General features: G+C 70.3%; 30 protein-coding genes. 20 read left to right on the top strand and 10 right to left on the bottom strand.

Annotated elements, in window-relative coordinates; genetic code table 11:
- Positions 1-110: 110 nt before the first annotated feature.
- Positions 111-1,217: an NAD(P)/FAD-dependent oxidoreductase gene (locus IG98_RS0135600; RefSeq protein ID WP_030922717.1), complete on the bottom strand. Its 1,107-nt coding sequence runs from the start codon at positions 1,215-1,217 to the stop codon at positions 111-113.
- A gap of 202 nt (positions 1,218-1,419) precedes the next feature.
- Between IG98_RS0135600 and IG98_RS0135595 the strand changes: the two genes are divergently transcribed.
- From IG98_RS0135595 to IG98_RS0135570, 6 genes are all read left to right on the top strand, one after another.
- The gene (locus tag IG98_RS0135595; RefSeq protein ID WP_030922714.1) at positions 1,420-2,052 is read left to right on the top strand and encodes an IclR family transcriptional regulator; all 633 of its coding nucleotides are present in this window, start codon (positions 1,420-1,422) and stop codon (positions 2,050-2,052) included.
- A gap of 186 nt (positions 2,053-2,238) precedes the next feature.
- Positions 2,239-3,408, top strand: a complete 1,170-nt coding sequence (locus IG98_RS0135590) for a homogentisate 1,2-dioxygenase (protein ID WP_030922711.1) — start codon at positions 2,239-2,241, stop codon at positions 3,406-3,408.
- 53 nt (positions 3,409-3,461) lie between these two features.
- Positions 3,462-4,313, top strand: coding sequence for a hypothetical protein (locus tag IG98_RS0135585; protein WP_051753367.1), 852 nt, complete (start codon positions 3,462-3,464; stop codon positions 4,311-4,313).
- Positions 4,313-5,449: a fumarylacetoacetase gene (gene fahA / locus IG98_RS0135580; protein WP_030922705.1), complete on the top strand. Its 1,137-nt coding sequence runs from the start codon at positions 4,313-4,315 to the stop codon at positions 5,447-5,449. Before IG98_RS0135585 ends, fahA begins: the two co-directional genes overlap by 1 nt.
- A gap of 103 nt (positions 5,450-5,552) precedes the next feature.
- A complete protein-coding gene (locus IG98_RS0135575) occupies positions 5,553-5,990 on the top strand; it encodes an NfeD family protein (protein WP_030922700.1) in 438 nt (145 codons plus the stop codon).
- Between the two features lie 4 nt (positions 5,991-5,994).
- On the top strand, positions 5,995-7,071 hold the full coding sequence (locus tag IG98_RS0135570; RefSeq protein ID WP_030922697.1) for an SPFH domain-containing protein: 1,077 nt from the start codon (positions 5,995-5,997) through the stop codon (positions 7,069-7,071).
- 154 nt (positions 7,072-7,225) lie between these two features.
- Here IG98_RS0135570 and IG98_RS0135565 read toward each other — a convergent pair whose 3' ends face one another.
- On the bottom strand, positions 7,226-7,975 hold the full coding sequence (locus IG98_RS0135565; RefSeq protein ID WP_030922694.1) for a YwqJ-related putative deaminase: 750 nt from the start codon (positions 7,973-7,975) through the stop codon (positions 7,226-7,228).
- A 357-nt stretch (positions 7,976-8,332) separates the two neighbouring features.
- Between IG98_RS0135565 and tdh the strand changes: the two genes are divergently transcribed.
- From tdh to IG98_RS0135540, 5 genes are all read left to right on the top strand, one after another.
- Positions 8,333-9,361 carry an L-threonine 3-dehydrogenase gene (tdh, locus tag IG98_RS0135560; protein ID WP_030922689.1) on the top strand — a complete coding sequence of 343 codons (1,029 nt, stop codon included), beginning with the start codon at positions 8,333-8,335 and terminating at the stop codon, positions 9,359-9,361.
- A complete protein-coding gene (locus IG98_RS51260; RefSeq protein WP_157594709.1) occupies positions 9,361-9,531 on the top strand; it encodes a hypothetical protein in 171 nt (56 codons plus the stop codon). Before tdh ends, IG98_RS51260 begins: the two co-directional genes overlap by 1 nt.
- The gene (locus IG98_RS0135550) at positions 9,531-10,703 is read left to right on the top strand and encodes a glycine C-acetyltransferase (RefSeq protein ID WP_030922686.1); all 1,173 of its coding nucleotides are present in this window, start codon (positions 9,531-9,533) and stop codon (positions 10,701-10,703) included. Before IG98_RS51260 ends, IG98_RS0135550 begins: the two co-directional genes overlap by 1 nt.
- A gap of 31 nt (positions 10,704-10,734) precedes the next feature.
- Positions 10,735-11,649 carry a LysR family transcriptional regulator gene (locus tag IG98_RS0135545; protein WP_030922684.1) on the top strand — a complete coding sequence of 305 codons (915 nt, stop codon included), beginning with the start codon at positions 10,735-10,737 and terminating at the stop codon, positions 11,647-11,649.
- Between the two features lie 635 nt (positions 11,650-12,284).
- Positions 12,285-12,659 carry a nuclear transport factor 2 family protein gene (locus IG98_RS0135540; protein WP_030922681.1) on the top strand — a complete coding sequence of 125 codons (375 nt, stop codon included), beginning with the start codon at positions 12,285-12,287 and terminating at the stop codon, positions 12,657-12,659.
- A 53-nt stretch (positions 12,660-12,712) separates the two neighbouring features.
- Here IG98_RS0135540 and IG98_RS0135535 read toward each other — a convergent pair whose 3' ends face one another.
- Complete coding sequence (locus IG98_RS0135535; RefSeq protein WP_030922678.1) at positions 12,713-13,633, bottom strand: phosphotransferase; 921 nt, start codon at positions 13,631-13,633, stop codon at positions 12,713-12,715.
- Between the two features lie 31 nt (positions 13,634-13,664).
- Positions 13,665-13,808: a hypothetical protein gene (locus tag IG98_RS51255; RefSeq protein WP_157594708.1), complete on the bottom strand. Its 144-nt coding sequence runs from the start codon at positions 13,806-13,808 to the stop codon at positions 13,665-13,667.
- A 138-nt stretch (positions 13,809-13,946) separates the two neighbouring features.
- Here IG98_RS51255 and IG98_RS0135525 point away from each other — a divergent pair, with 138 nt between their 5' ends.
- The 5 genes from IG98_RS0135525 to IG98_RS0135515 all read left to right on the top strand — a co-directional run bounded on the left by IG98_RS0135525 (position 13,947) and on the right by IG98_RS0135515 (position 16,416).
- Positions 13,947-14,243, top strand: coding sequence for a DUF4287 domain-containing protein (locus tag IG98_RS0135525; protein WP_030922675.1), 297 nt, complete (start codon positions 13,947-13,949; stop codon positions 14,241-14,243).
- Positions 14,244-14,862: 619 nt separating this feature from the next.
- Positions 14,863-15,183 carry a hypothetical protein gene (locus tag IG98_RS47680; RefSeq protein ID WP_051753365.1) on the top strand — a complete coding sequence of 107 codons (321 nt, stop codon included), beginning with the start codon at positions 14,863-14,865 and terminating at the stop codon, positions 15,181-15,183.
- Positions 15,180-15,341, top strand: a complete 162-nt coding sequence (locus tag IG98_RS49440) for a hypothetical protein (RefSeq protein WP_084195889.1) — start codon at positions 15,180-15,182, stop codon at positions 15,339-15,341. Before IG98_RS47680 ends, IG98_RS49440 begins: the two co-directional genes overlap by 4 nt.
- Positions 15,342-15,373: 32 nt before the next feature.
- Positions 15,374-15,640: a hypothetical protein gene (locus IG98_RS47675; RefSeq protein WP_157594707.1), complete on the top strand. Its 267-nt coding sequence runs from the start codon at positions 15,374-15,376 to the stop codon at positions 15,638-15,640.
- 17 nt (positions 15,641-15,657) lie between these two features.
- The gene (locus tag IG98_RS0135515) at positions 15,658-16,416 is read left to right on the top strand and encodes a hypothetical protein (RefSeq protein WP_030922673.1); all 759 of its coding nucleotides are present in this window, start codon (positions 15,658-15,660) and stop codon (positions 16,414-16,416) included.
- A gap of 96 nt (positions 16,417-16,512) precedes the next feature.
- Here IG98_RS0135515 and IG98_RS0135510 read toward each other — a convergent pair whose 3' ends face one another.
- Together IG98_RS0135510 and IG98_RS0135505 are read right to left on the bottom strand one after the other, a co-directional pair.
- Positions 16,513-17,043 (bottom strand): pyridoxamine 5'-phosphate oxidase family protein, encoded by a 531-nt coding sequence (locus IG98_RS0135510; protein ID WP_030922670.1) that lies wholly within the window; start codon positions 17,041-17,043, stop codon positions 16,513-16,515.
- 253 nt (positions 17,044-17,296) lie between these two features.
- Positions 17,297-18,175 (bottom strand): sigma-70 family RNA polymerase sigma factor, encoded by an 879-nt coding sequence (locus IG98_RS0135505; protein ID WP_030922667.1) that lies wholly within the window; start codon positions 18,173-18,175, stop codon positions 17,297-17,299.
- Positions 18,176-18,258: 83 nt separating this feature from the next.
- Here IG98_RS0135505 and IG98_RS0135500 point away from each other — a divergent pair, with 83 nt between their 5' ends.
- From IG98_RS0135500 to IG98_RS0135485, 4 genes are all read left to right on the top strand, one after another.
- A complete protein-coding gene (locus IG98_RS0135500) occupies positions 18,259-18,708 on the top strand; it encodes a carboxymuconolactone decarboxylase family protein (protein WP_030922665.1) in 450 nt (149 codons plus the stop codon).
- A 209-nt stretch (positions 18,709-18,917) separates the two neighbouring features.
- Positions 18,918-19,535 (top strand): maleylpyruvate isomerase N-terminal domain-containing protein, encoded by a 618-nt coding sequence (locus IG98_RS0135495; protein ID WP_245651855.1) that lies wholly within the window; start codon positions 18,918-18,920, stop codon positions 19,533-19,535.
- Positions 19,536-19,822: 287 nt separating this feature from the next.
- Positions 19,823-20,032 carry a hypothetical protein gene (locus tag IG98_RS0135490; RefSeq protein WP_030922657.1) on the top strand — a complete coding sequence of 70 codons (210 nt, stop codon included), beginning with the start codon at positions 19,823-19,825 and terminating at the stop codon, positions 20,030-20,032.
- A 2-nt stretch (positions 20,033-20,034) separates the two neighbouring features.
- Positions 20,035-20,379: a DUF1036 domain-containing protein gene (locus IG98_RS0135485; protein WP_030922654.1), complete on the top strand. Its 345-nt coding sequence runs from the start codon at positions 20,035-20,037 to the stop codon at positions 20,377-20,379.
- Between the two features lie 349 nt (positions 20,380-20,728).
- Here the strand turns inward: IG98_RS0135485 and IG98_RS0135480 are convergent, their stop codons facing one another.
- The 4 genes from IG98_RS0135480 to IG98_RS0135465 all read right to left on the bottom strand — a co-directional run bounded on the left by IG98_RS0135480 (position 20,729) and on the right by IG98_RS0135465 (position 26,255).
- Positions 20,729-22,579, bottom strand: a complete 1,851-nt coding sequence (locus IG98_RS0135480) for a GTPase (protein WP_030922652.1) — start codon at positions 22,577-22,579, stop codon at positions 20,729-20,731.
- Complete coding sequence (locus IG98_RS0135475; protein ID WP_245651854.1) at positions 22,576-24,594, bottom strand: P-loop NTPase family protein; 2,019 nt, start codon at positions 24,592-24,594, stop codon at positions 22,576-22,578. Before IG98_RS0135475 ends, IG98_RS0135480 begins: the two co-directional genes overlap by 4 nt.
- A 337-nt stretch (positions 24,595-24,931) precedes the next feature.
- Positions 24,932-25,630 (bottom strand): response regulator transcription factor, encoded by a 699-nt coding sequence (locus IG98_RS0135470; RefSeq protein ID WP_211264268.1) that lies wholly within the window; start codon positions 25,628-25,630, stop codon positions 24,932-24,934.
- 67 nt (positions 25,631-25,697) lie between these two features.
- Positions 25,698-26,255 (bottom strand): hypothetical protein, encoded by a 558-nt coding sequence (locus IG98_RS0135465; RefSeq protein WP_051753363.1) that lies wholly within the window; start codon positions 26,253-26,255, stop codon positions 25,698-25,700.
- Between the last annotated feature and the right edge of the window lie 26 nt (positions 26,256-26,281).

The following is a 26,281-nucleotide window of genomic DNA, read 5'->3' as shown; positions in this document are numbered from 1 at the left end:
TCCCCTCGCCGAGGTACAGGGACCTAGCAACCTACGTCAGGGGTATCTCGCAATTCTTGCCAAAGCACTCCACATTCCCGACTGCCGGTTATTACCGGCATGACAACTGATCACAGATCCGTCTGACCGCTCGTGCGCAGGCCCCGGGCGGGGATCCGCTCGTGCAGGCCGAAGCGGGACTCGGGCTCCCGAGCCCCCTCAAGGATCTCCGCGACGTACTCCGCCAGGGCCGGAGCGTGCTTGAAACCGTGCCCGGAGTCGCCACCGAGCACCCAGGCCCCGTCCTGGTTCTGCGCGATGACCCATTCGCCGTCCCTGGTGAGGGTGTACTGGCAGGCCTGGCCCAGCAGCAACGGCGCCGCTGCCAGGCTCGGGAACCTGCGCCGCAGGTAGGCCCGGACCGTCGCCTCGCTGGCCGGCGAGACCCGCCGGTCCCCGGTCTCCGGGTCGTACGGTTCGCCCTCCAGGTCCGAGGTCGCCTTCATCCCGAGCCCGTCGAGGTCTCCGTGTCCGTAGACCGAACCGTCGTAGTCACCCCACGCGGGGGTGTCCCACGGCTCCTGGGCGGCGAAGTGCAACGCGTCCTGCTTGGTCACCTGGAGGTCCATCAGGCCGGGGAAGAGCCGGGGCAGCCACGCGCCGCACGCCCACACCACCCGGTCGGCCCGGAGCACCTCGTCCCCGATCCGGACCGCGTTCCCGTACGGCTCGGCTCGCCCCCTGACCTCGGTGACCCCGGCGTCGCGGGCGAGCCTCGCGGTGACCAGGGTGGCCCGCCGGGCCCGCAGCACCCCGGCCCTCGGCTCCCAGAGCACGAACTTCAGGTCGTCGGCGCGGAAGTCGGGGAAGGCCGCCCCCGCCGCGGCGGGGTCGCGGATCTCGTACGGGATGCCGATCCGGTCCAGCACCCCGGCGCTCGACCGTTCCCAGCCCTGGTCCCGGCGGGCGAACCAGAGCGCGCCCGTCTCGGCGTACAGCTCCTCGCCGGTCCGCTCACCGAGGCCCAGCCAGAGCTCACGGGCCCGGACGGCCATCCGGGCGTACCACTCGTCGGTGCCGTGCGCGACGCGCAGCAGCCGGGTCTCGCCGGAGCTCGCCTGCCGCAGGTTGCCCGGCTGGTACTGCTCGACCAGGGTCACCCTCCAGCCCGACTCCGCCAGCCGCAACGCCAGTGACGTGCCCCAGATCCCCGCTCCGACCACGATGACCGACTTCACCGCAAAATCCCTCCCCCGGCCCCCGCTCCACCGCGGATCGTCCAAGCTCACGGTAGGTCCCCACCCGTACGGCGGTGACACCACCCTCGGCTACGGGACCCTGCGGGGTGACGGTTTCCGCCCCTTCGGCAGGGGACCTACCGGCCGGTGCCGGGGGTGCGGCGATAATCGGGGCATGGTTGCAGCCCGGCGGGTGCCCTAGATGGCGGCCGAATCCTCGCAGACCCTGGAGCGCGGCCTGCGGCTGCTGCGCCTGCTCGCCGACGGACGCCGGGGCCGTACTCCCACGGAGCTGGCGGTCGAGCTGGAGCTGAGCCGCCCGGCGGTGTACCGCCTGCTCACCACCCTGCAAGGCGAGGGCTTCGTCCGCCGGGACAGTGCCGGGCGGGTCCACCTGGGCTTCGGGGTTCTCGTCCTGGCCCGTGCCGTGCAGCCGCTGCTCCGGGAGGGCGCCCTGCCCACCCTGCGCGGGCTGGCCGAGGAGGTGGGCGCGACCGCGCACCTGACGGTGGCCGAGGGCGACGAGGGCCTGGCGGTGGCGGTGGTCGAGCCCTCCTGGACGAACATGCACGTCGCCTACCGCGAGGGGTCCCGCCACCCGCTGACCCGGGGCGCCGCCGGGCTGGCCATCCTCGCCCTGCGCGAGGGCCGCACCGGCTACCAGGTCTCCGAGGGACAGCTCCAGGAGGGCGCCCGGGGCGTCGCCGCCCCGGTGCCCGGCCTCCCCTGGCTGGAGGCATCGGTGGGCGTGGTCGCCTTCACCCCCCTCGACCTGGACTCCGTCGGCCCCCGGGTGGCCGCCGCCGCCGCCGAACTGTCCGGCTCGCTCGTCTGACGGTCCGATGGGCGTGGTCCTTCCCCGGATCTCGTCGACCCCCGAGCCATCCGGCTCGCTCGCCTGGCAGGCCGTCCAGCACACCGGGAACCGGCGGACGACGTTTGACATCCATCCCGCCCTGGCGGATGGTTGTTCGTATAAAGGACATGTGTGTCCGATAAACGGACAGGGTGGGAGAAGCGGATGCCGTACTACCGGGTCGTGGGGGAGATACCTCGCAAGCGGCACGTGCAGTTCCGGCGGCCCGACGGCGGGCTGTACGCCGAGGAGCTGATGGGTGAGGAGGGGTTCTCCAGCGACGCGTCGCTGCTCTACCACCGCCATCTCCCCACGGCGATCCTCAAGGCCGAGGCCGTCGAGCCGACCGAGGCCGGCCGGCTCGTCCCCAACCTGCCGCTCTCCCCCCGTCACCTGCGCACCCAGGACCTGCCGGTCGGAGGCGACCTGGTCACCGGGCGCGGGCTGCTCGCCGGCAACGCCGACGTCCGCATGTCGTACGCCGCGAGCGAGACGCCCAGCGAGCTCTACCGCAACTCCATGGGCGACGAGTGCGTCTACATCGCGAGCGGACGGGTCAGGTTCGAGTCGACATACGGGGTGATCGAGGCCGGGGAGGGCGACTACCTCGTCATCCCCACCGGGACCATCCACCGCTGGGTGCCGCAGGGCCGCGTCACGGCGTTCACCATCGAGGCCGCGGGGCACATCCGCCCCCCCAAGCGCTACCTGTCCACCCACGGCCAGTTCCTGGAGCACGCCCCCTACTGCGAGCGCGACCTGCGCTCCCCCGGCGAGCCCTTCGTCGTCGAAGGCGAGGAGGTGCCGGTGCTGGTCCGCACCCGCGGCGGGCTGACCCGGCTGGTCTACCGCGACCACCCGTTCGACGTGGTCGGCTGGGACGGCTGCCTCTACCCGTACGCGTTCAACATCAACGACTTCGAGCCGATCGTGAAGCGCACCCACGCCCCGCCGCCGGTGCACCAGACCTTCGAGGGCCCGAACTTCGTGATCTGCTCGTTCTGCCCCCGGCCGCTGGACTTCCACCCCGACGCGGTCCCGATCCCGTACAACCACCACAACGTCGACTCCGACGAGCTGATGTTCTACGCGGGTGGCGACTACACCGCGCGCAGGGGCTCGGGCATCGATGTCGGCTCGGTCTCGCTGCACCCGGCCGGGTTCACCCACGGCCCGCAGCCGGGCGCCGTCGAGGCGGTCATCGAGGCGGTCCGGCAGGGCCACACCCAGACGAGCGAGCTGGCTGTGATGGTCGACACCTTCCGCCCCCTCGACCTCGGCCCCGCCGGCCTGTCGGTGGAGGACCCCGGCTACGCGTGGACATGGGCTCGTTGACCGGCGGGCCCCGGGACATGACCACGGGCCCGTCACTGGGTAGGGGCGAAACCATGGCTACAGATTTGAGCACGGACGTGGGAATGGGAACGGCGGCGCTCTTCCGCGGGCTCGTCGACGACGCCGGGCTGTTCCCGCCGACCGGACTGCCGATGGCCGAGGCCCTGGAGCGGCACCGAAACGACCTGGCCGGCAACGATCCGGTGCTCACCCACCGGTTCCTCTGCCCGGCCGGCCGCCTGGCCGAGCTCCGCGACCACCTGACCTTCCCGATCCGGCTCGGCCTGATCATGGACACCCCGGCCCTCCCGCCACTCGACGGCCTCGCCGTCGAGCTGGTCGAGGTGCGGCAGGCGCCGAACGAGACGCCTGGGGCCGTGTCGGAGCGACTGGCCGGCGGGCTGCCCGACGGGGCCAGGCTCTTCGTCGAGGTGCCCCTCGACGGCCGAGGCCCCCTGCCGCGTGACGGCTCGGGCCCCGGCCTGAAGTTCCGCTGCGGCGGACTGACCGCCGACGCCTTTCCCAGCGCCGTCGACCTGGGCGCCCTCATCGCGCACTGCGCGGAGTACGGGGTGCCGTTCAAGGCGACCGCGGGCCTGCACAACGCGGTCCGCCACTTCGACTCCGCGCTGGGTGTGGACCGGCACGGCTTCCTCAACCTGGTTCTCGCGGTCTGCGCGGCCACGGAGGGCCGCGACCCGGTGCCGGTGCTGAAGCTGACGGATGTCGGCGAGCTGGTGCGACTCGCGCGGGCCGTGCCCCAGGAGACCGCGACGCGCGCCAGGGAACTGCTGGTCTCGTACGGATCATGCAGCACGAGCACCCCGATCGAGGACCTGACGGCCCTGGGCCTCGTCGCCCGGCGCCCGAGCACGACCACCCACCCAACGAAGGAGAGCACGTGATGGCTTGGGGCCTGGAGAACCTGCCCTACGGAGTCTTCTCCCGCCACGAGGGAGAGACCCCTCGCGTCGGCGTCCGGTACGGCGATCAGATCGTCGACCTGGCCGGGGCCCTGCACGACGAGGTGTTCGCCACCGGCTCGCTCAACGCCTTCATGGCCAGGGGCCCGGTCGCGTGGCGCGACACCCGCGCCCTGATCCAGAACAAGCTCCGCACCGACCTGTCCGTGGTCGAGCCGCACCTCGTCCCGCTGGAGCAGGTGACGCTGCACCTGCCGATCGAGGTGGCCGACTACGTCGACTTCTACTGCTCGCTGGAGCACGCCGCCAACCTGGGCCGGATGTTCCGCCCCGACGAGGAGCCGCTCAAGCCGAACTGGCGGCACCTGCCGGTCGGCTACCACGGCAGGGCCGGCACCGTCGTCGCCTCCGGCACCCCGATCACCCGGCCGTCCGGGCAGCGCGGCGCGGGGGTCTTCGGCCCGTCCGTCAAGCTGGACATCGAGGCGGAGCTGGGGTTCGTCGTCGGCGTGCCGACGGCCCTGGGCGACCGGGCCGGACGCTTCGAGGACCACGTGTTCGGCGTGACCCTGGTGAACGACTGGAGCGCCCGCGACATCCAGGCCTGGGAGTACGTCCCGCTCGGCCCGTTCCTCGGCAAGTCCTTCGCCACCTCGATCTCACCGTGGATCACCCCGCTCGCCGCCCTGTCCGAGGCCCGCGTCGAGGGCAGGGCGCAGGATCCCGAACCGCTCGGCTACCTGCGCCGCGACGAGCCCTGGGGGCTCGACCTGCGGCTGGAGGTCGCGGTGAACGGCGAGGTCGTCTCCCGTCCCCCGTATCGGGACATGTACTGGACACCGGACCAGATGCTCGCCCACATGACCGTCAACGGCGCCGCGCTGCGCACCGGCGATCTCTACGCCAGCGGCACGGTCTCCGGCACCGGGCCGGGCGAGCGCGGCTCGCTGATCGAACTGACCTGGAACGGGACCGAGCCGCTCAAGCTGCCCGACGGCTCGGTCAGGACCTTCCTTGAGGACGGGGACACCGTTACGATCACCGCGACGGCCTCGGGACCCGACGGAACCGTGATCACTCTGGGCGAGGTGTCGGGAAGGATCTCACCCGCGAGGTAAGCGCGTGGTGACCTCCTCTGACAGGCGTCGCGCAGAAGACATACGGTAGGGAAAGGAACCTCCCCGACGTCCGACCCGTTGAACAAGGTAGGAGGGCCGGAGCATGGACTACTGGGTCATTTGGCTGATCCTGGCGCTCGTGCTGGGAATCGCCGAGATCTTCACCCTGACCACTGCTCTCGGCCTGCTCGGGGGGGCCGCCCTCGTCGCCTCCGTCGTCGCCGGCCTCGGGCTGCCGATCCCGCTCCAGCTCCTGGCCTTCATCGTCTCCCTGGGCGCGGGGGTGGTCGCGGTCCGGCCCATCGCCAAACGCCACCTCACCGGGCTGCAGCCCCGGAGCCAGCGGTTCGGGATCCAGGCGATCGTCGGCAGATCCGCGTACGTGCTGCGCGAGGTGACCGGCCAGGACGGCCGGGTGCGGATCGGCGGCGAGGAGTGGTCCGCCAGAGCCTACGACGAGACCCTGGTGATACCCGCCGGGACGACCGTCGACGTCATCGAGATCGAGGGCGCGACCGCTCTCGTGTATCCCCGGGAGTGACTTCATGGACGCTGTGCTCATAGCCGGGCTTCTCATCGTCCTGCTGGCGGTGTTCACCGTGGTTCGCTCGGTGCGCATCGTCCCGCAGGCGCGGGCCCGCAACGTGGAGCGGCTCGGCCGCTACCACAGCACGCTCAAGCCCGGTCTCAACTTCGTGATCCCGTACATCGACCGGGTCTATCCGATGATCGACCTGCGCGAGCAGGTCGTCTCCTTCCAGCCCCAGCCGGTGATCACCGAGGACAACCTGGTCGTCGAGATCGACACGGTGCTGTACTTCCAGGTCACCGACCCCCGGGCGGCGGCGTACGAGATCGCCAACTACATCCAGGCCGTCGAGCAGCTCACGGTCACCACGCTGCGCAACGTCGTCGGCTCGCTGGACCTGGAGATGACGCTGACCTCGCGTGACACGATCAACAGCCAGCTCCGGGGCGTGCTCGACGAGGCGACCGGCAAGTGGGGCATCCGGGTCAACCGGGTGGAGATCAAGGCCATCGACCCGCCGAAGAGCATCAAGGAGGCGATGGAGAAGCAGATGCGCGCCGAGCGGGACAAGCGTGCGGCGATCCTCAACGCCGAGGGCCAGCGACAGTCGCAGATCCTCACCGCCGAGGGTGACAAGCAGAGCGCGATCCTGCGGGCCGAGGGTGACCGGAGCGCCGCGATCCTCAAGGCCCAGGGCCAGTCCCAGGCCATCGACGAGGTCTTCCAGGCCGTGCACCGCAACGACCCCGACCCCAAGCTGCTGGCGTACCAGTACCTCCAGGTGCTGCCGGAGCTGGCCAAGGGCCCGAACAACACCTTCTGGGTGATCCCCAGCGAGGTCACCTCGGCCATCCAGGGCGTCTCCAAGGCGTTCACCGAGGCACTGCCGCAGTCGGCCGCCACCCGCGAGGCCCCCGCGATCAGCGAGGACACCGCCAGGGAGACGGCCAAGGCCGAGCAGGCCGCCGCCGAGGCGGTCGCCGAGGCCGCCGAGGCCGATCTGGGCCCCCGCCAGCTCAACGCGTCCCCGCCCTCGCTGCCCACCGACGGCCTCTCGGTCCCCCAGGAGGAGCACCACCGCACCACTCCCTGAGTCCCGCCCCCGTTGGCCCGAGCGTTCGCCCGAGCGTTCGGACGGGCGAACGCAGGCCCGGCCCCGTGGTTCCGGCGACGATCACCGTCGTGCGCGGGGCCGGTGAGAGTACCGGTTCGGACGGGAATGCCGAGTCTCAGATACGGCGGGCGTCTCAGATGCGGCAGGCGCCGATCTTCTTCAACCACACGTCGCAGTTCTTGCAGGCGCTGCGCGCCTGCCATTTCCCGGCCTTGCCGTTCCAGGTCTCGGCGTGGAAATAAAGGGTTTCCACCTGGATTTCAGACTTTTTCGTGATTTCCCTGGCGATGAGTAACTTGTTCATGGCGTCGACCTCCGCGCAGGCGTTGACCGGCCAGTCCTCCACCTGGGGCACGCCGACCAGCAGTGCCTCCATGACCGAATGCCGCTTATCCGCGTGGACGTAGGCGCCACTGGTGCCGGTGTAGGTCTTGCCGGTGGTCGTGTCGGCGAGGCCCACGATCACCGTACCGACCGTGGCCCCCTTCCCGCCGGGGTACTTCTTGCGTAGGCCGACGGCCTCCTCCCGGGCACTGGCGATGATCATCTCGTGTCGTCTCTTCGCCTGCGCCTCGGCCTCCTGCCGGTCCACTTCGGCCTTCTTGGTCAGGTAGTAGGTCCAGCCGCCCCCGTCGTTCTCCTCCACCCAGTCGATGAACGCCGCCCGCGCGCTCGCCTCGCTCGTGCCCTCGATGATCGCAAGTTCCAGGCGTGACAGCCTCTTCATCAGAAGCTCGACGCCGTCCTTCTCCATGTTCAGGATCGTCATCTTCCTGAAGAATCCGTCCAGCAGTGTCCGGGCGCCGAAAGCCCATTCCTTGATGCCTGTGGTGGGAACCCGGTCGCCCACCGTGGGCAGGGCGACGTGCGGCTGATCGGTCATGGCGTGCCTTTCCCTGTGGTTCGCACAAGCATCCGCGCGAGCGATGTACGACCGATTACCGAGCGATATATTCCGCCTGCAACCAGTGAAAAGGCATCACCCAGAAAGAGGCGCCGAATTCCCGGCCTCGATCCGGGGGGCCGTCGCCGAGCCCGCCGACCGCCGGAGCGGGAGCGTCCGTCGGACGACAGAGGCCGGGCACCTGTCCGATTTAAGGTCAAATGCCCGGGTACATCGTTAGTTCTCGGGGGCCGGGTGTGAAGCAATGCTGTGGGCGGGGTTAAGAAAACCGCGATGGACACCCCCGAAGGCGGCCGGGCACAGTGCGTAGGGTTCGGAGTTGAGGGGGGAACCGTGATGAAAGCGCTGGTCAAGGAGAGGGCCGAACCCGGCCTGTGGCTGGTCGACGTACCGGAACCGTCGATCGGCGCCGGAGAGGTGCTGATCAAGGTTCTGCGGACCGGGATCTGCGGGACGGATCTGCACATCCGGAGTTTCGACGCCTGGGCCCGGCAGACCCTGCGGACGCCGCTCGTCGTCGGACACGAGTTCTGCGGCGAGGTCGTCGAGGTGGCGCCGGGCGTGGAGGACATCGCCCCCGGTGATCTGGTCAGCGGCGAGGGGCACCTGGTCTGCGGCAAGTGCCGCAACTGCATGGCCGGACGGCGGCACCTGTGCCGCAGCACGGTCGGGCTGGGGGTCAACCGGGACGGCGCCTTCGCCGAGTACGTGACGCTCCCGGCCTCCAACGTCTGGGTGCACCGGGCCCCGGTGGACCTCGACGTGGCGGCGATCTTCGACCCGTTCGGCAACGCGGTGCACACCGCCCTGACGTTCCCGATGGTCGGCGAGGACGTGCTGATCACCGGGGCCGGCCCGATCGGGCTGATGGCCGCCGCGGTGGCCACCCACGTGGGCGCCCGCAACGTGGTCATCACCGACGTCAGCCACGAACGGCTGGCCATCGCGAACAAGCTGGGCGTCACCCTGGCGCTGAACGTCGCCGAGAAGTCCGTCGCCGACGGCCTGCGGGAACTCGGCATGCGGGAGGGCTTCGACGTAGGTCTTGAGATGTCCGGGAACCCGCGGGCGCTCCGCGACATGATCGCCAACATGTCGCACGGCGGGAAGATCGCCATGCTCGGGCTGCCCGCCGAGGAGTTCGCCGTCGACTTCGCGACCATCGTGACCTCGATGATCACCATCAAGGGCATCTACGGCCGGGAGATGTACGAGACGTGGTACGCCATGTCCGTGCTCCTGGAGAAGGGCCTCGACCTGTCCCCGGTGATCACCGACCGCTTCTCCTACCGCGACTTCGACGCGGCCTTCGACACCGCCGCCGGCGGCAGGACCGGCAAGGTCATCCTGGACTGGACGGCCTGATGTCCGGCGTCCGGCGCGACCTCGACGCCGTCACCGGCAGGATCATCCTGGACCGGGACCACCTGCTGTCCGGCTCCCACCGCGGCTTCGGCACCGTCCTCGACACCGCCTTCGACACTGCCGCCCGCGGCGGCGGAACCGGCAAGATCACCCTAGATTGGACCGCCTGATGTTCGACAACGTCCGCGACGACTTCCGTACCACCCTGAACGAGATCGCATCCGCCGGGCTGCTCAAGCCGGAGCGGGTCATCACCACCCCGCAGCGCGCCGACATCGCCGTGGCCGGCGGCGGTGAGGTGCTGAACTTCTGCGCCAACAACTACCTGGGCCTGGCCGACCACCCCGAGGTGATCGCCGCCGCCAAGGAGGCCCTCGACCGCTGGGGCTTCGGCATGGCCTCGGTCCGCTTCATCTGCGGCACCCAGGAGGTGCACAAGGAGCTGGAGGCGCGGCTGTCGGCCTTCCTCGGCCAGGAGGACACCGTCCTCTACAGCTCGTGCTTCGACGCCAACGGCGGCGTCTTCGAGACCCTGCTCGACGACCGGGACGCGGTGATCTCCGACGCGCTCAACCACGCGAGCGTCATCGACGGCATCCGGCTGTCCAAGGCCCGGCGGCTGCGCTACGCCAACCGCGACCTGGCCGAGCTGGAAGCACGGCTCAAGGAGTCCGCCGACGCCCGGCGCAGGCTGATCGTCACCGACGGCGTCTTCTCCATGGACGGCTACGTCGCGCCGCTGGCGGAGATCTGCGACCTGGCGGAGCGGTACGGGGCCATGGTGATGGTCGACGACTCGCACGCCGTCGGCTTCGTCGGCAGCGGAGGCGGCGGCACCCCCGAGCTGCACGGGGTGCGGGACCGGGTCGACATCCTCACCGGCACGCTCGGCAAGGCGCTCGGCGGGGCCAGCGGCGGCTACGTCGCGGCCCGCAAGGAGATCTGCGAGCTGCTCCGCCAGCGCTCGCGCCCCTACCTGTTCTCCAACTCCCTGGCCCCGGTGATCGCCGCCGCGTCACTGCGCGTCCTCGATCTGATCAGCGGCTCGGACGAGGCCCGCCTGCGGCTGCGCGCCAACACCGAGCGGTTCCGCTCCGGCATGATCGCGGCCGGGTTCGACATCCTGCCCGGCGACCACCCCATCGTCCCGGTGATGATCGGCGACGCCGCCGAGGCCGCCGCGATGGCCGAACGCCTGCTGGAGCTGGGCGTCTACGTGATCGGCTTCTCCTACCCCGTCGTCCCGCACGGCCAGGCCCGCATCCGGGTCCAGCTCTCGGCGGCCCACTCCACCGAGGACGTCGACCGGGCCCTGAAGGCGTTCGCCACGGCCCGCGGCTGACCGTCCGAACGACCTCGGCGAGAATACGCAGGTGATAGAGACACGGCGGCTCAGGACCCTGCGGGCGGTGGCCGATCACCGCACGGTCACCGCGGCCGCCGTCGCGCTGCACCTGACCCCCTCGGCGGTCTCCCAGCAGCTCGCCGCCCTGGAACACGAGGTGGGCCACCGGCTGCTCGACCGCGACGGCCGGGGGGTACGGCTGACCGCCGTCGGCCGCATCCTGCTGGGCCACACCAACGAGGTCCTCGCCCAGCTTGAGCGGGCCGAGGCCGACATCGCCGCCTACACGGCCGGTACGGCGGGCGAGGTGAAGGTGGCCTCGTTCGCCACCGCGATCGGGCTCCTGGTGGCCCCGGCCGTCGGCGTCCTGCGGGACTCCGAACCCGGCATCCGGGTGCGGGTCCTGGACGCCGAGGGCGACCAGAGCCTCACCATGGTCCTGGACGGCGCGGTGGACGCGGCCGTGGCCGTGGAGTATCGCGGTGCCCCCGCCGAGGACGACCGGCGCCTGTCGCGCATCCCGCTCTACTCCGAGCCGTTCGACGTGGTGCTCCCCAGGGACCACGCTCTCTCGGAGCGCGAGGTGACGGTCGCGGACCTGGCCGGGGAGACCTGGATCGGCCCCTATCCGGGCAATCCCTGCCACGACGTGATCGCGCTGGCCTGCGAGCACGCGGGCTTCACCCCCGAGTTCGCCCACTCCTCCGACGACTTCAGGGCGGTGGTCGCGCTGGCCGCCGCCGGGGCCGGGGTGGCGATGGTGCCCCGCCTGGCCCTGCGCGGCACCGACCTGTCCGGCGTGGAGATCCGCCGGGTCGCGGGTCCGGAACGCCGGGTCTTCACCGCCGTACGCCGGGGCGCGGAACGGCACCCCCTGCTCATCCCCCTGCTGGACGCCCTCCGGCGCACCGCGACGACCCTGGACCGGACCTCGTCACCGTGACGAGGTCGCCGCTGAGTCCCCGGTGGAGGGCCCGTCGTCACCGGATCCCGTGACATCCCGCGCCGAGATACCGATTGGAGATCGTCCCTGCCGCGGGCCTCCGCCCTCCACATGCCGGGCAGGACCGGGCCGTCCTTGTCTTCCCTCGCGCAGAAGGCGGTGGAGGCGCCCGAGGAGGCGAAGGTGTCCACGACGGTAAAGATGGCGACCCACGACGGCCGTCATCAGGGCGACCGCCGAGCCCATTCCAACGATCACTGCCTGAATCACCGGATACATGTCATCCGCCTGTCCAAAAAGTCCCTTTAGGTAGCTTATTCGTTGACCGGCGGGCTCATGGATGCGTCATGACCTGCCCTTTTCCTCAGACGACTCAAGACACGAGTCCCCTGACGGCGGCCTCACCCGGTGGTCTCCAACAGATCTTCGTCGGCGAACATGGCCGGGGCACTCCCGAACCACACGGCACAGGAGAGCGGATCGGCCTCCTCGTCGACGCCCTCGGCAAGGCGCTCGGCGACGCAGACCCATCGGCCGTCATCGCGATGCGACGATCGATGTTCGGTTCACCCGAAGCGTCGCAGCGCCCATCGTTCCCATCTTCGCGACGCGGATCCGCTGGTTAGTATCGCGACGTGACGGATGACGCCCTCCATGACCATGCCGTTGACGCGTTCATCGCGGCGACCAATGCCGATGACCCGGCGCGACGGGCCACGCTGCTGAGCCGTGCCCTCACCGGCGACGTCGTCTTCTGGGGTCCACTGGGCCGAGGTGTCGGGCGCAAGGCGGTCGAGGACTTCATCACCGAGGTGGTGCAGGGGCACCCGTCGGGCCCCTGCCGGATGGTCCGCACCACCAGGGTGGACGCACCGGGAGAGTGGGCGCGTTTCGGGTGGCGCTACGAGGACGCCACCGGCCGAAGCCTGCTGACCGGGATGGACGTGGTGCACGTCACCGTCGAGGGCGACATCGACGAAATAGTGATCTTCGCCGACTCCCTGGAATGACTTCCAAGGGCGAAGAGACCCCAACGTGTGCCGATCGCGGCGGAGTCCGCCGATCAGCGATGGGCCGCTTCGGTGAGGCGTCGCAGTGCGGCGTGGGCGGGTGGGCCCCAGGTGGGCTTGCCGCCTGGGCGGCCGTGGACGCCGGCGTCTCCGATGAGGATGCCGCTGAGGGCCTGCCCCGCCGCCCATCCGCAGGCGCGGCGCAGGGTCGCGGCGTCCGGGGCCGGCTGGTAGGCGGCATGGAAGAGGTCGGCGGCGCCGTCCGGCAGCAGAGCCCACGCGGCGGCGAGGTCGCAGGCCGGATCGCCGGCGCAGAGGTCGCCGAAGTCGATCACGCCGCAGATGGTGCCGTCCGCGGTGAGGATGTTGGCCGGATGCAGGTCGCTGTGGAGCCATAGCGCCGGGCCTGCCCAGTCGGGCGCGGCGGCGGCGTCGTCCCAGACAGCGCGAACAGCCTCCGGGTCGGGGATGAGCCCCAGCTCAGTGGCCGAGGCGAGCTGCGTGGCAAACCCCTCAGAGCAGTCGGCCAGCGACCCTCCGCGGCCGAAGCGGCCGGCGGGCGCCTGTTCGGGGGCAGGTTGATGCAGAGCGGTCAGGAAGGCGGCCAGGGTGGTGGCCGCCTCCGCGGCGCGCGTGACGGGAGCACGGTCGGCCGGCTCGCCCGGCACCCAGGTGGTGACGATCCAGGGGCGCGGAAACCGCACGGAGGGCTCACCGAGGCGCTGCGGGACAGGAACCGGCAGCGGAAGGCTCGGGGCGAGGGCGGGCAGCCAGGTGTGCTCCTTGCGCAGCAGCGCGTCCGCAGACTGCGTCGCCCAGGGCAACCGGACGGCGAGGTCGTCGCCGAGCCGCCAAAGCTGGTTGTCCCAGCCACGCGCGCCGAGCCACACAGGGCGATCGGCCAGGTCGGGGTGCTGGTCGCGCAGCAGATTCCGCACCAACTCCGCGCTGATCTCGATCTCGGCGTGCGTCATGCGGAGCAACGGTAGCCAATTCTCTCCCGGTTCAGGGCTTTCCGACCGGGAGAGTCAGGGGTACCGGCGCTTCCCGGACCATCGGCTGCCGCTCGGGGTCGGTTTCCTCCTGCGCGCACTGGCTGATCAGCTCAGCGAGGGCTTGCCGGTACTGCTCCAGGAGCTCGATCGCCATCTGGGGTTGTCAGGCGTTTTAGCCGGTCAGCCGGTCAAAGGTCGTTAAGCCATGTCAGGCGAACAGGCTGGCCGCAGCTGACATCTGGCGCCAATGAGAAACTACTGCTGCGATATCCCATGACGAGTGGAGAGAGCTGTGTCGTTCCAGGCGTACTTGGACAACATCGAGGACAAGACCGGACTGACGCCGCGAGAGTTCATCGCGTTGGCGAACGAGCGCGGCTTCGATGACCCGTCCACGAAGGCGGGGGCGATCATCGAGTGGCTGAAGCAGGATTATGATCTTGGGCGCGGACATGCGATGGCGTTGGTGCATGTGATCAAGAAGGGCCCGAAGATCGACGCGAAGCATATCGGCACCTCCGGTTCCCATCGCGACGAGTCCGACACGCTGTGGCTGGACGGCAGGAAGAACCGGCCTGAGACGGGTTGACAGCCGGGCCCGTCCGGAGTCGCGCCTGATGATCGAGGCCGGCGGCCGTCGTGATGCACTCATCGTTCCCATGTGGCGAGGCTCGTGAGCAGGTTCCGGCATTGGGATGAGAGCCCCCCGGCGGGGTGCTCCAACGGGGGAGGTGGAGCCGGAGCGGCACGCAGGTTCTTTCGTGGGGGACGAATCCGGGTGCCGCCACCCGCCGGGGGTGGTTCGCCGGCTCCCAACGGGTGCTGGGAGCGGTGTGTCACCTCGGCTGAGCGGAGCTCTGCACTCCGGGAAGGAGATCATCCGGAGACGACGGGGCTGATCTCCCGGCGGGACCCTCGTCAGCGTGCGGCGGATTCGCGGGAAGCTCGCACCAGACGGTCCGGCCGGGTTCGCGGCCGTGGGAGCGGTAGCCCCAGTTTCCGCCGGAGAGCATGCCGACGATGGCCAGCCCTCGGCCGTTCTCCATCAGGAGGCATACCCGGTCCGCCCGGAGGCGGGGTTCCTCGGCGTTCCGCTGACGCATTTCCTGCGCCGGCCTCCAGCGGTCGTATCACGTCGTACCGAGCTCATCGACGACCCGGCAACGGACGCCACCTGCCGGTCATATCGGCTTGAAGCAGCTCTGGCGATGTGGCTGGACGATGTCCGGCAACTCGTCGAGCTACAAGAGTTCTTTCCTCCCGCGCCCGAGAGATTCCGCGGTGCCGTGGAGAACGTCGAGACCGCTCGCCAGGCGGCCAGGTGGGCCAGGCAGAAACTCGGCCTTGGAATTGATCCGATCAGTTCGCTGATGAGCGTCTGCGAAGGGCTCGGCCAACTGGTGGCGGTGGTCGACACGCCGGGAGACGGAGCCTCTCTGATCGAGGGCGGAATCGCGGTGGCGGTCGTCAGCAGCCAGGGGACCCCGGAAGACGTCGAGCGACCGCCGCTCACGAACTGGGTCACATGATCATCGGCGATGAGTACCCGGCGGATCTGGGCGTCAACACCTCTCGCGCCGAAAGAGAACTGGTGATCGACGCTTTCGCCGCGGAACTTCTTCTTCCCATCGAATCCGTGCTGAACGGTTATTCGGGAAACGAGGATTCCTTACGAGACCCCTCGTAGTCCTCGCCGCCAAATACCGAACATCCTGGTCATTGGCCATCCGCCAAGCGGTCGCAGCCGGAGTCCTGGACAGGGACGCCAGGGATCTGCGACGGAAGAATCCAACGCGCGCCGAACTCATGGAGGCCGTGGGCTGGACGCCACAGCCTGATCTCCAAGCGGTGCTCGTGCCGCCGGGGTACGCTCACGCCGTGCTGCAGGCATGGAAGAAGAACCGGATGACCACATCCCGCGCCGTGGAACTCATGCGTGGCCAGATCGAGGAACCGGACCTCGAACCTTCGGGAAGCGTCAGCTAGGCCCTCATAATCGCGGGATGGACCAACCTTTCACCATCGGCGGCCTGAGCCTGCGGACCGATGTGCGCGCCGGCGACTGGGCGGTGGCCACAGCCCGGAACTTCAACGACAACGTCGTGGGATGCCTCGTCCCGCCGATCTTCGCGGCCTATGCGCGTGTTTTCCATCCGGCCCTCCGGGAGGACGGTGAGCGGACCGAGGAGGTGTCGTGGGCGGAGGTGGCCAGCGCCAACGGGCGCCTGACGCATCCGGCGATGCAATGGCCTTCAATCAGCGGTTCCTGGCGGTTCCTCTTCTCCGATCATCAGCCAGGACTGTGGGATACGCCTCCGAGGGAGGGCTCCCTCCCGGTGCGGCAGGCGGCACGACTGGCCCGGATCCTCGCCGCGTACACCGTGATCCCTGAGCAGTGCTGGTTCGCCGTCTGGGAGGGCTTCGGGGGGCTCGCTCTCCCCGTGGAGGATGAGGAGATCCCGAGGATGGAGATGCCCGCCCGGCCGATGTTGCTGCTGTCGGGACCGCTGTCCGCCGCGACCACCTCACTCGGCGAGCCGTCGTGGTTCGACCAGCGTGCCAGCCTGTGGTGGCCGCGGGACCGCGCGTGGTGTGTCGCCACCGATGTGGACCTGATGACCACCTATGTCGGCGGCACTCACAAATGCATCGCGACACTGGTCGCCGATGACGAACTGGAGGTCATGAAGGTCGGCGCCGACCACCGGCTCGGCTGGGACAGCGACTCTCTCAACCCGCCCCCTGCGGACCAGAGGCCTTAAGAGACGTACCGACGACGGCTTGACGACTCGTTGGCTGCGGAGGTTCAGAGTGGCCCCGTCGGGAGGGCATGGTCTCGCTAAGGACTGTGCTGCGGATCAGGGCTGGGGTGCCGCGGTGAGCTTCGCGACGTCGGAGGCGTAGACGGTCGCCCAGTGCGGATGCAGCCGGTAGTAGACCACGTCGTTGTCCCAGTCGAAGGCACCCTCGCCGTAGAAGTCCTTGAAGTACGCGAGCAGGTAGGGCCAGTCCGCGGCGGGCTCGCCGTCCTGGGGGTTGAGGATCTCCACCGTGCCGTGCGTGAACACGCCCAGTTCCTCACCGCGCATGTGCGCGGCGCTGACGGCGGGCCTGGCGGCGAGGTGGCGGGCCTTGGCGGCGTTGCGCGCCGTGCCGAAGTGCCATTTTCCGTGCAGGAAGTGCCCGTCCACACCGCTGATCCGCGGCTCGCCCTTCGCCGTCACGGTGGACAGGGCGAGGGGGCACATGCCGGTGAGGACCTCGGTGAGCTGCTCCGCGGTCAGGGTGCGCTCGCTGTTGATGATCGAGCGGAGGTACGAGGTGGAGCGGGAGAGGGAGGCGTCGAGGAGGGCCTGGAACTCCTTGATCTCCTCTGGCGTTTCGCGCATTGAAATCCTTGTCTATCCGTAGGGCCCGGTCCACGCCCGCCATCGACGCCGACCGGTGAACCCATGCTCGCCCTAAAACCCGACACCTTATGTCATATTTCTTCACCCGTCTTGCGGACCGCGGCGGGTCGCCAGGGCCGGTACGGACCCCGGACCCACAGGATTGCTCCGCATGGGCGAAGGAGCTCGCCGTGCACAAATCTCATGCGGTATCGCCACCTGCCCACACCGTGACGACCGGCTCGGCGGTGACTCACCCCGGATCCGGCAGGTTCATCGACGCGAGCCTGGCCGGGTCGGTCACGATCGCGATGCCGGCGATCCGGCCGTCGACGACGGTGAACGCGACGACCGAGAACGGGGCGCCGTCCTCGCGCCAGGACACGACCCCGGGAAGGCCGTTGACGAGCACCGCTCGCCTTCGTGCGACTGCGCCGGCGGACAGCTGCGCACCGGCGGCGACCTTGGTGGCGCCGAGGGTGACGACCACACCGTCGGAGCTCTCGACGGTCAGTTTCACCTGGGGGTCGAGCACGCGCAGCAGCCCCTCGAAGTCGCCGCGGCGAGCCGCCGACAGGAAGGCATGGACGACCTGTCGCTGCTCCCGTCCGGTGCCCGTCGGCTGCTCGGTCGCCTGCACCTTCCTGCGGGCGCGGCTGGCGAGCATCTTGGTGGCGTCGGTGGACCTGCCGAGGATCTGGCCGATCTCGTCGAACGGCACCGCGAACAGGTCGTGCAGCACGAACGCCAGCCGCTCACTCGGTCCGAGCGATTCGAGGACGACGAGGAGTGCGAGTCCGACCGAGTCGGCGAGCGCCACGTCGTCCTCCGGCGCGGGGCCGTCGTCGACCGTCACGACGAATTCGGGCAGCCGGTCGTCGTAGGAGGCCTCAGGGTGGGCTTGGCGTGATCGCAGGACGTCCAGGCTGATCCGGCCGACCACCGTGGTCAGCCAGCCGGCGAGGTTGTGGATGGTCGCCGTGTCCTGGCGGGAGAGCCGCAGCCAGGCCTCCTGGACCGCGTCCTCGGCGTCGGCGTGCGATCCGAGCATGCGGTAGGCGACCGCGCGCAGCCGGTCGCGCTGGGCCTCGAACGCCGTGGCCACCGGGTCGGTCGGGCTGGTGTCGGACATGTTGTTACCTTCCTCGGATCTGCTCCGTCATGGGTGATGACGAGCCCGGACGGGCGCAGGTAACCGATGAAGGGGCAAGGCCCATGGAAGCACGGATGAAGAGCAGGACGAGCGCCGACGTGATGACGGCGATCCAGCACCTCTACAAGGCGATTCACACCGGCGGCGTCGACCCGCGCCTGCTCGGGCTGGTCCACCTGAGGGTCAGCCAGATCAACGGCTGCAGCCCGTGCGTGTTCGCCGGGATCGAGTCGGCCAAGAAGAACGGAGAGACCGATGAGCGGCTGCACAGCGTGGTCGCCTGGCGCGAGACACCGTTCTTCACCGAGGCGGAGCGGGCCGCGCTCGCGCTGACCGAGGCCGCCACCCGGATCCAGGACGGCGCACCGGGTGTGACCGACGAGATCTGGGACGCCGCCGCCGCCCACTTCGACGACAAGCAGCTGTCCGCGCTCAACCTGGAGATCGCGCTGACCAACTTCTTCAACCGGATCAACCGCACGATTCGCGAGCAGGCCGGCAAGACCTGGTGAGCCGGGCGGGGCGTCGTCCATCCGGAGGCGAGGGATGACGCCCCGCCGGCAAGACGTCGAGCGACCACCGCTCACGAACCGGGTCACATGATCATCGGCGATGAGTACCCGGCGGATCTGGGCGTCGACACCTGCGGATCCACCACGCTCTCAGGGGCGGCGGTATCGTTCCCGCCATGTGCCGATCGACCGAAGCCGGATCTTCCCCCGTGACGGCGGACGACCTTGACCTGGCCGTTCAGCTCGCCGTCGGCACCCTCCGGGAGGTGCCCGCGCCGGCCTGGGACGGCAAGGCCGGCTCGCTGGAGTGGACCTGCTGGGAGACCGTCGAGCACCTCAGCGACGACCTCTTCTCGTACGCCGCCCAGCTGGGCCCCAGGACACCGCCCCTGGACGGCGTCGTGCCCTTCGCCTGGGAGCGCAGAAGACCCCGGGGTCCGGCGAACGCCATTCATGCCGACCGCGCGGCGGGGCCGGCCGGGCTGCTGCAGGTGCTGGAGGCGAGCGGCGCGCTGCTGGTCGCCATGGTGCGTACGACACCGCCGGAGATTCGCGCCCACCACGTGCACGGGACGTCGGACCCGGAGGGCTTCGCCGCGATGGGGATCGTGGAGACCCTGGTGCACACCCACGATCTGGCCGAGGGGCTGGGGCTCACCTGGACCCCGCCCGCGGACCTGTGCTCGCGGGTGCTCGCCCGGCTCTTCCCGGACGCCCCGACGGGCACGGACCCCTGGCCCACCCTGCTGTGGGCCACCGGACGCGCCGAACTCCCCGGGCACCCGCGTCTGACCACCTGGCGCTGGTACGGCGCACCCCGGTCATAACCCCTGCGGCCGCCCGCACATCATCAGCAACCGCTCGGAGACCGTCACCGCCGTCGCGACGTGGCTCATCGTCCGCCGCTGACACCTGTTCGTACGGCGGAGGACGTCACCTGAATCAATGCCTTCCCCCTGGGCCGGGCGTCGGCGTAGGGCCGAGATCTCCGCGAAGGCGTTGCCGCCCCCCTACCCACCGCGGAAATGAAAACGATTCTTTACATGACCTTGAATGTGACTGTATGTTGTTGTCCGATCACCCTACGCACTCAAACGAATGTAGGTGAGCAACCATGCCGGACAACGGCACCGAACACCCCCCGGACCCACGGGTGGCGTTCGCGGACCCCACGGCGGCCAGCACGGGAGAGTCGAGCGAGCGGCCGGGAGCGGCCGACCGCGTCGCGGTCGTCGCGAAGAGCGATGACCACCTTCCCCCGGTGGCCGGCGAGGCGCTTGACGACAGGCCCCTGGCCCTGCGATTCACGGAAGCGGAGGAGTAGACATGCAGCTGCGTTTCCGTAACCGCTACAGCTCCAAGGTGTGGGTCGCGATCATGTTCTACAGCCCCGACGGCTGCCGCGACTACGGCCAGTGGGGCACCCGGGGCTGGTGGGCCATCGACCCGGGCGGCGAGGCGTTCGTCCTCAACACCAACAACCGCTACGCCGCCTTCTACGCCGAAGCCGCCAACGGGGCCGTCTGGACCGGCCCCTACGGCCCGATGTACGTCTATCAGAACGCCTTCGACTCCTGCATCAACATCGGCAGCACCGCCGCCAGGCGCGTGGGCACCCGTCTGATCGACATGAACGGTTACTCCACGTACTACGTCAACCTCGTCGCCTGATCCGCCTCCTCACCTGACGCCCCGACCGGCTCCGACCGGTCCGGCCCCATGGTGAGGGCCCAACTGAGCGCCTCCTGCGTGACGGACACCGATCCCTTCTCCGTGTCCGTCCCCTTCTACCGGGAGGCGCTCGCCCCCAGAGCATCCGCCGGAAACCGCACGTCACCGGACTGCTCCCTGCCCCGCGCATCGAGACCCCTGCCGGACAGAAGCCGACCGAAATGACCGACCGGTCAGGACACTCCCGGGCCTTGGCGGCCCTCCCGCTCCCGATTCCTCTCCGGTCTGAAGGCCGGGGCATCCTGGTGACCTTCGGCAGGCTTCGCCAGGCAGGCCCCAAGGCCCGCCCTCACCTGCGAGTCCCGTTCCTGGCCAGCGCGACCGCTTCGGCGAAGCGGTGATACCGGGACAGCTCCTCCTCCATCGGGTCGAGCACCAGTTCGCGGGCGACCCGGTCGACACTCGCCCGCAGCGCCCTCGCCGCCCTGCGGGCGCGGCGCCGGCCGCCGAGCCAGGAGGCCACCCGGGAGAGCAGCGCGATCAGCAGGCCGAGCAGGACACCCCCGATCAGCAGTGTGGTGGGCCAGGGCAGCTCCCCCGCGGTCGGCAGGTAGAGCTGCGGAAGTCGTAGGTAGTCGATGGCGACCAGGGCGAGCAGCCAGGCCCCTCCGGCGAGCACCGTCGCCAGCGCCAGCCACTGCGCCAGCCCGGCCAGCCGCCACCACAGGGGCCGCCGGGCGGCACCGAGAGAGGTGGTGGCGACCGCTCGGTCCAGGCCGTCCTCCAGTTCGTCCCCGTGTGACCTAGCCGCCTGTCGCACGGCCGCCGTCCACGGCGCGGGCAGCCCGGCCGAGGCGCCCCTCGCGGCCTCCCTGATCGCGTTGTCCATCCGGGAGCGCTGGACGACCGTCGCCACCGGGATCGAGGTCCTCCCGACGATGTCCCCCTGCTCCCCCGACTCCCCAAAGGCACGGCTGGTGGCGTCCAGGCGGAGGCGGCGGAGCGGATCGGGCCGCAGGCGGCGGATCCACCGGGTGGGTGGCCATCCGGTGGCGGCGACCGAGCGGTGCCGATAGGACCTGGCCACGGCCTCGACGACGACCGGCACCCCGGCGGCCTCCGACAGCGCGTCCCTCAGCGGCTTCACCAGCTCGTCCATCGAGCGGTTCTCTCCCGGAGCGGTGGCGCTGGACACCTCTCCAAGCACGTCGGCGGCCATGCCGGTGTCGGCGGCGAGGCGGGCGGCCCATGATCGCCGGCCGGCGACCCGGGAGGCGAGCAGGGAGCGCAGTTCGGGGATGCCCGCGCCGGTGCGGGCGGAGACCCCGATCACCGGCACCCCGGTCAGCCCGTCGGTGTCGAGGAGCCGCCGGAGGTCTTTCAGGCACCGCTCGGCGGCGGCCGGGGAGAGCCGGTCGATCTGGTTGAGGACGACGACCATGACCTCCCGGTGCCGGGCCAGCGGCCTGAGGTAGCGGTCGTGGACCGCCGCGTCGGCGTACTTCTGCGGATCGAGCACCCAGACCAGCAGGTCGACCAGCTCGACGAGCCGGTCGACCTCCAGCCGGTGCGAAGGCTCGATCGAGTCGTGGTCGGGCAGGTCGAGCAGGATCAGTCCGGCGGCCTCCCCGTCCATCCCGGACGGCTGACCGGCGGGCACGGGAGCATCGGGGACGAGAGCGGCGGAACGCGCCTCGTGACCACCGGGGGCGGGCGTCTCGGAAACGCCGGAACCGGAAACGTCGGGAGGCTCGTGTCCCCCAGGGACGACGCCGGCGGAGCGGGCCTGGTGACCACCGGAGACAGGCCCCTCGGGGGCGATGCCGGCCGAGCCCGAGGTGTCCAGGAGTTCGTGGCGGCGGGGGACATCCAGCCAGTCGAGCAACGGTCCCGCGCCGCCGCCCTCCCAGAGGGCGGCCTGGGCGGTCGAGGTGGTCGGCCGGGTGACCCCGACCGTGGCGAGCGAGGTGCCGGACAGCAGGTTGAACAGCGAGGACTTACCGCTGCCGGTGGCTCCGGCCAGCGCGACCGCGGTGTGGTCGACCGACAGGCTGGCCCGTACCCCGGCGCGGGAGACCACCGAACGCGCCATGGCGACCGCCTCGGCGTCCAGCCGCCCGTCGGCCAGGTCGGCGGCCCGCGCCAGCGCCGCCAGCCGGTCGTCCAGCGAGACCGCCTTCTCCCTGCGCAGCAGCTTCACGCCTCGCCCACCTCTCCCGCGCCGGGAGCCCACCGGCCCCCGTCATCAGGTCCGCTCTGCGGACGTGGAGAATCAGGTTCACCGTCCGCCCGTGGAGCACCGTCGGATCCGCCCGGCGAGCGCGGATGACCGGGTCCACCGGTCGCGTGCGGGACATCCGGCCTTTCTGCCGGATGCTGGACGCCGCCGGACCGTCGCCGGGAATCGCGCACGGTCTCCGAGCCTTCTTCAGGCGCCGTCGTGGCTGAGGCGGCGGAACCCGCGCCCGGCGAAAGGGCGGCCCGGCGGTCCGCGACGGGCAGTTCGCGCAGGTGCTCGCGTACCGCGTCCGCGGTGGCACGGAGGGCGGGGGCGGTGCCCTCGGGCGGCTGGACGGCGTCCAGCAGGGCGGTGAAGCGGTCGGCGTCCGCACCGAGCAGGATCGCCACCCGGGCGCGCAGGTCGGAGCGGGCCTTGACGGTGAGGGTGCGGACGGCCTGGTCGCCGAAGACGGCCTCCAGGACCTTCTGGCTGAGCACGCTGGTGCCTCCGGCGATGCCGACCTCGATGCCGGTCAGGCCACCGGTCGAGGCGAACACCGCGAGCATCAGCAGCAGCCCGGCGCCGTTGAGTCCGAACGAGGTGACGCGAGCGGTGGTCCGCTTGTCCGCCCCCTCCTTTCTGACCAGGTCGAGCACGTACGACTGCCAGCCCCTGACCGCCTCCTGCGCCCTGGCGGGCAGGTCGGCGGAGGCCCGGCCGAGACGCCCCGCGGTGGCGACCCCTTCGCGTTCCAGCAGGGCGCGTCCCGACGGGTGCGACGACCACGACTCCATCAGGCGCTCGGCGGCACCGTCGGCCGAGGCCCTGATCAGTGCCTCCACCCCGCTCTCCAGCGCGACCCGCAGCTCGCTCTCCGGCGCGGGCCGTCCGGTGACGAACGCCACGACCCGGTCCCTGAGCCGGCCGACCCGGCTCTCCAGGGAGCGCATCAGGTCACCGGTCCCGATGAAGTCCTGCCAGCGGGCCAGGACCTCCCCCCTCAGCAGCGACCCGTCCCGCATGCCCTCGTCGAAGGAGGCGAGGCCCACGGCGTAGGCGGCGTCCGCCATCGAGCGCAGTTCGGCGGCCCCGGCTTGCTGGCGCTCGACCGCTCCGGCGAGCGCCGGAACACGGGTGGAGAGGCTCTCCAGTGCACCGGACAGGGTGTGGCGCACCACGTCGGCGCGGGAGCGGGAGTCGGCGGCGATGGTGGCGAGCCAGTCGGCGACCGGCTGGACCGCCTGGCGCGGCAGCCGGGCGTTCTCCTCGGGCAGCACCAGCTCGGGCACCTCGAAAAGCCGGGTTCCGCCCAGACCGTTGGCCTCCAGCAGCCGGGCCAGGTCCTTGCGCACCACGCCCAGCGCCTCCGGCGGCACCCGGGAGAGGATGACGGCCAAGGCCGTGCTCCGCTCCCTGGCCGAGCGCAGGAAACTCCAGGGGACCTCGTCGGCGTACCGGGCGGCGGTGGTGGTGAACAGCCACAGGTCGGCGGCGGCGAGCAGTTGGGCAGCCAGCTCGCGGTTGGCGGTGACGACCGAGTCGATGTCGGGGGCGTCCAGCAGGGCCAGTCCCGGCGGCAGTGCCCCGGTGGTGACGACCCTGAGCGTGCCGGGCTCGCCCCTGCCGTTCCCGGTGACGCGGGGCAGGCCGGGCAGGATGTTCTGGGCGGTGAACCAGTCGCGGTCGGCGGGACTGGTGACCAGGGTGGGGGCCATCGTCGTGGGCCGCAGCACGCCGGGCTCGGAGACGTCCGTACCGACCAGGGAGTTCACCAGCGTGGACTTGCCGGCCCCGGTGGAGCCGCCGACGACGGCGAGCAGCGGGGCGTCGATGGCGCTCAGCCGGGGGATGAGGTAGTCGTCGAGCTGGCCGGTCAGCTCGCGCAGTGCCCGGCGGTCAGCCGCCACGTCGCCGATCGCCAGGGGGAACAGGTCACGGTCGAGATGTCGCCGCAACTCTCGCAACGTCTCCAGCAGACCGTCGTTGTCGCCCATACGGTCGATCCTGCCCGACGGAATGCCCCTCTAGACGCGATCGGTGCCACCGCTCGCCCGGGTCATGGAGGCGAACACGGTCGGTACCTCGCCGCGAGGCCCCCCTCAGACGAAATTGGCCCCACCGCCTGACCGGGTTACGGGGGCGAACTCGGTAAAGCGGTGGGGCCCAGCCCTCGGATCCCAGCCGCGGACCGTGCCGGACTCGTCTCCCCCGCAGCTGGAGGCGAGCCCGAGTCCATCGGATGGTTCCGAGGAGATCGGGGGTCGTGCAGTGTCTATTTGAACACACAAAACTCAGAATCAGGTCAGGTAGAGCTGAATATCGGCTGAAAATTCAATCACTGTGCGGAGGGCGCAGCACGTACCCCACCCCGCGGAGGGTGTGGATGAGCCTCGGCTCGGCCGTGTCGACCTTCCTGCGCAGGTAGGAGACGTAGGACTCGACCACCCCGGCGTCGCCGCCGAAGTCGTAGTTCCAGACGTGGTCGAGGATCTGCGCCTTGGACAGCACCCTGCCGCTGTTGACCATGAAGTAGTGCAGGAGCTTGAACTCGGTGGGCGACAGCCGCACCGGAACGCCGGAGCGCCAGACCTGGTGCGCCTCCTCGTCCAGCTCCAGGTCACCGACCTGCAGGCGGGCCGGCAGGTCGAGGTCTCCTCTGGTACGCCGGAGCACGGCCCGGATGCGGGCGAGCACCTCCTCCAGGCTGAACGGCTTGGTCACGTAGTCGTCGGCCACGCGTAGCCCGGCGACCTTGTCGTCGGTGCCGTCCCGCGCGGTGAGGAAGAGCACCGGCATCTGCCCGCTCATCTCCCGCAGCCGCCCGGCCACGGCGAAACCATCCATGTCGGGCAGCATCACGTCCAGCACGACGAGGTCGGGGCGGATGCGCTCGGCGAACTGCATGGCCTCCCGGCCGTCCACCGCGGTCACCACCTCGAACCCGGACAGTCGCAGGCTGGCCGAGAGCAACTCCCTGATATTCGGTTCGTCGTCCACGACCAGCAATCGGGCTTCCACTCTGTCCAGCACCCCCCGAGGCTCGCTCACCTCTCTGGAACGAAGCTCAGCCGAAGCTGAACATTTCCTGGGAACCTGCTCACCGCCGGCCGCCCCCCTCGTTGATCGCGGTCGCGCTGACCGAGCCGTCCTCGGCCTTGGCTCCCTGTACGACCACCGTGCCACCGGGTTTGAGGTCCGCGACCTTGCCCTCCTTGGTGAGGCGCACGGACGTCTCGTCCGTGGTGTTCACCGTCACGACGGATCCGTCGGTCGTCTGGAGGTAGACCTTCTCGCCCTCCACCCGCTGCACGGTGCCGACGGTCATGCCACCTCGGCCGCCACCGCCCTGCCCCGGCCCTTGGCCCTGTTGCCCGTTTCCAAAACCGCCATATCCCCCGGAACCACCGGGCCCCGCGCCCTGCCGTATCGCGGCTCCCGGGGCACCGGTCGGGCCGGATGTGACGCCCATCGCCTTCTGCATCTGGATACCCACGACCACCCCTGCCACGAGCATCACCCCGGCGCCCAGCACGAGGGTGAGCGTGGACAGCCGGCGCGGCGGCCGGGCCGCCAGCTCGCTGTCCAGATCCCCCTGGAACGGGGAGCCCTCCAGGGATCTCCCCGCCGGGACCGTCTCGTCGGCGTTGCCGCCCATGTCTCTCTCCTTGCCTAAGCCGTACG

Source organism: Streptosporangium amethystogenes, from assembly GCF_000721075.1.
Classification (GTDB): Bacteria; Actinomycetota; Actinomycetes; order Streptosporangiales; family Streptosporangiaceae; genus Streptosporangium; species Streptosporangium amethystogenes.
This window is presented reverse-complemented; position numbering and strand designations above follow the sequence as displayed.

Bases quoted from the DNA above. Each gene is read 5' to 3' on its own strand.
- IG98_RS0135505 (WP_030922667.1), bottom strand. From the start codon at position 18,175: ATGTCCGACACCAGCCCGACCGACCCGGTGGCCACGGCGTTCGAGGCC.
- IG98_RS49440 (WP_084195889.1), top strand. From the start codon at position 15,180: ATGATCATCGGCGATGAGTACCCGGCGGATCTGGGCGTCAACACCTCT.
- IG98_RS0135475 (WP_245651854.1), bottom strand. From the start codon at position 24,594: ATGGGCGACAACGACGGTCTGCTGGAGACGTTGCGAGAGTTGCGGCGA.
- IG98_RS0135585 (WP_051753367.1), top strand. From the start codon at position 3,462: ATGGCTACAGATTTGAGCACGGACGTGGGAATGGGAACGGCGGCGCTC.
- IG98_RS0135510 (WP_030922670.1), bottom strand. From the start codon at position 17,043: ATGCGCGAAACGCCAGAGGAGATCAAGGAGTTCCAGGCCCTCCTCGAC.
- fahA (WP_030922705.1), top strand. From the start codon at position 4,313: ATGGCTTGGGGCCTGGAGAACCTGCCCTACGGAGTCTTCTCCCGCCAC.
- IG98_RS0135565 (WP_030922694.1), bottom strand. From the start codon at position 7,975: ATGACCGATCAGCCGCACGTCGCCCTGCCCACGGTGGGCGACCGGGTT.
- IG98_RS51255 (WP_157594708.1), bottom strand. From the start codon at position 13,808: ATGGCGATCGAGCTCCTGGAGCAGTACCGGCAAGCCCTCGCTGAGCTG.
- tdh (WP_030922689.1), top strand. From the start codon at position 8,333: ATGAAAGCGCTGGTCAAGGAGAGGGCCGAACCCGGCCTGTGGCTGGTC.
- IG98_RS0135595 (WP_030922714.1), top strand. From the start codon at position 1,420: ATGGCGGCCGAATCCTCGCAGACCCTGGAGCGCGGCCTGCGGCTGCTG.
- IG98_RS0135485 (WP_030922654.1), top strand. From the start codon at position 20,035: ATGCAGCTGCGTTTCCGTAACCGCTACAGCTCCAAGGTGTGGGTCGCG.
- IG98_RS0135535 (WP_030922678.1), bottom strand. From the start codon at position 13,633: ATGACGCACGCCGAGATCGAGATCAGCGCGGAGTTGGTGCGGAATCTG.
- IG98_RS0135490 (WP_030922657.1), top strand. From the start codon at position 19,823: ATGCCGGACAACGGCACCGAACACCCCCCGGACCCACGGGTGGCGTTC.
- IG98_RS0135575 (WP_030922700.1), top strand. From the start codon at position 5,553: ATGGACTACTGGGTCATTTGGCTGATCCTGGCGCTCGTGCTGGGAATC.
- IG98_RS0135500 (WP_030922665.1), top strand. From the start codon at position 18,259: ATGGAAGCACGGATGAAGAGCAGGACGAGCGCCGACGTGATGACGGCG.
- IG98_RS0135465 (WP_051753363.1), bottom strand. From the start codon at position 26,255: ATGGGCGGCAACGCCGACGAGACGGTCCCGGCGGGGAGATCCCTGGAG.
- IG98_RS0135590 (WP_030922711.1), top strand. From the start codon at position 2,239: ATGCCGTACTACCGGGTCGTGGGGGAGATACCTCGCAAGCGGCACGTG.
- IG98_RS0135550 (WP_030922686.1), top strand. From the start codon at position 9,531: ATGTTCGACAACGTCCGCGACGACTTCCGTACCACCCTGAACGAGATC.
- IG98_RS0135515 (WP_030922673.1), top strand. From the start codon at position 15,658: ATGGACCAACCTTTCACCATCGGCGGCCTGAGCCTGCGGACCGATGTG.
- IG98_RS51260 (WP_157594709.1), top strand. From the start codon at position 9,361: ATGTCCGGCGTCCGGCGCGACCTCGACGCCGTCACCGGCAGGATCATC.
- IG98_RS0135570 (WP_030922697.1), top strand. From the start codon at position 5,995: ATGGACGCTGTGCTCATAGCCGGGCTTCTCATCGTCCTGCTGGCGGTG.
- IG98_RS47680 (WP_051753365.1), top strand. From the start codon at position 14,863: ATGTGGCTGGACGATGTCCGGCAACTCGTCGAGCTACAAGAGTTCTTT.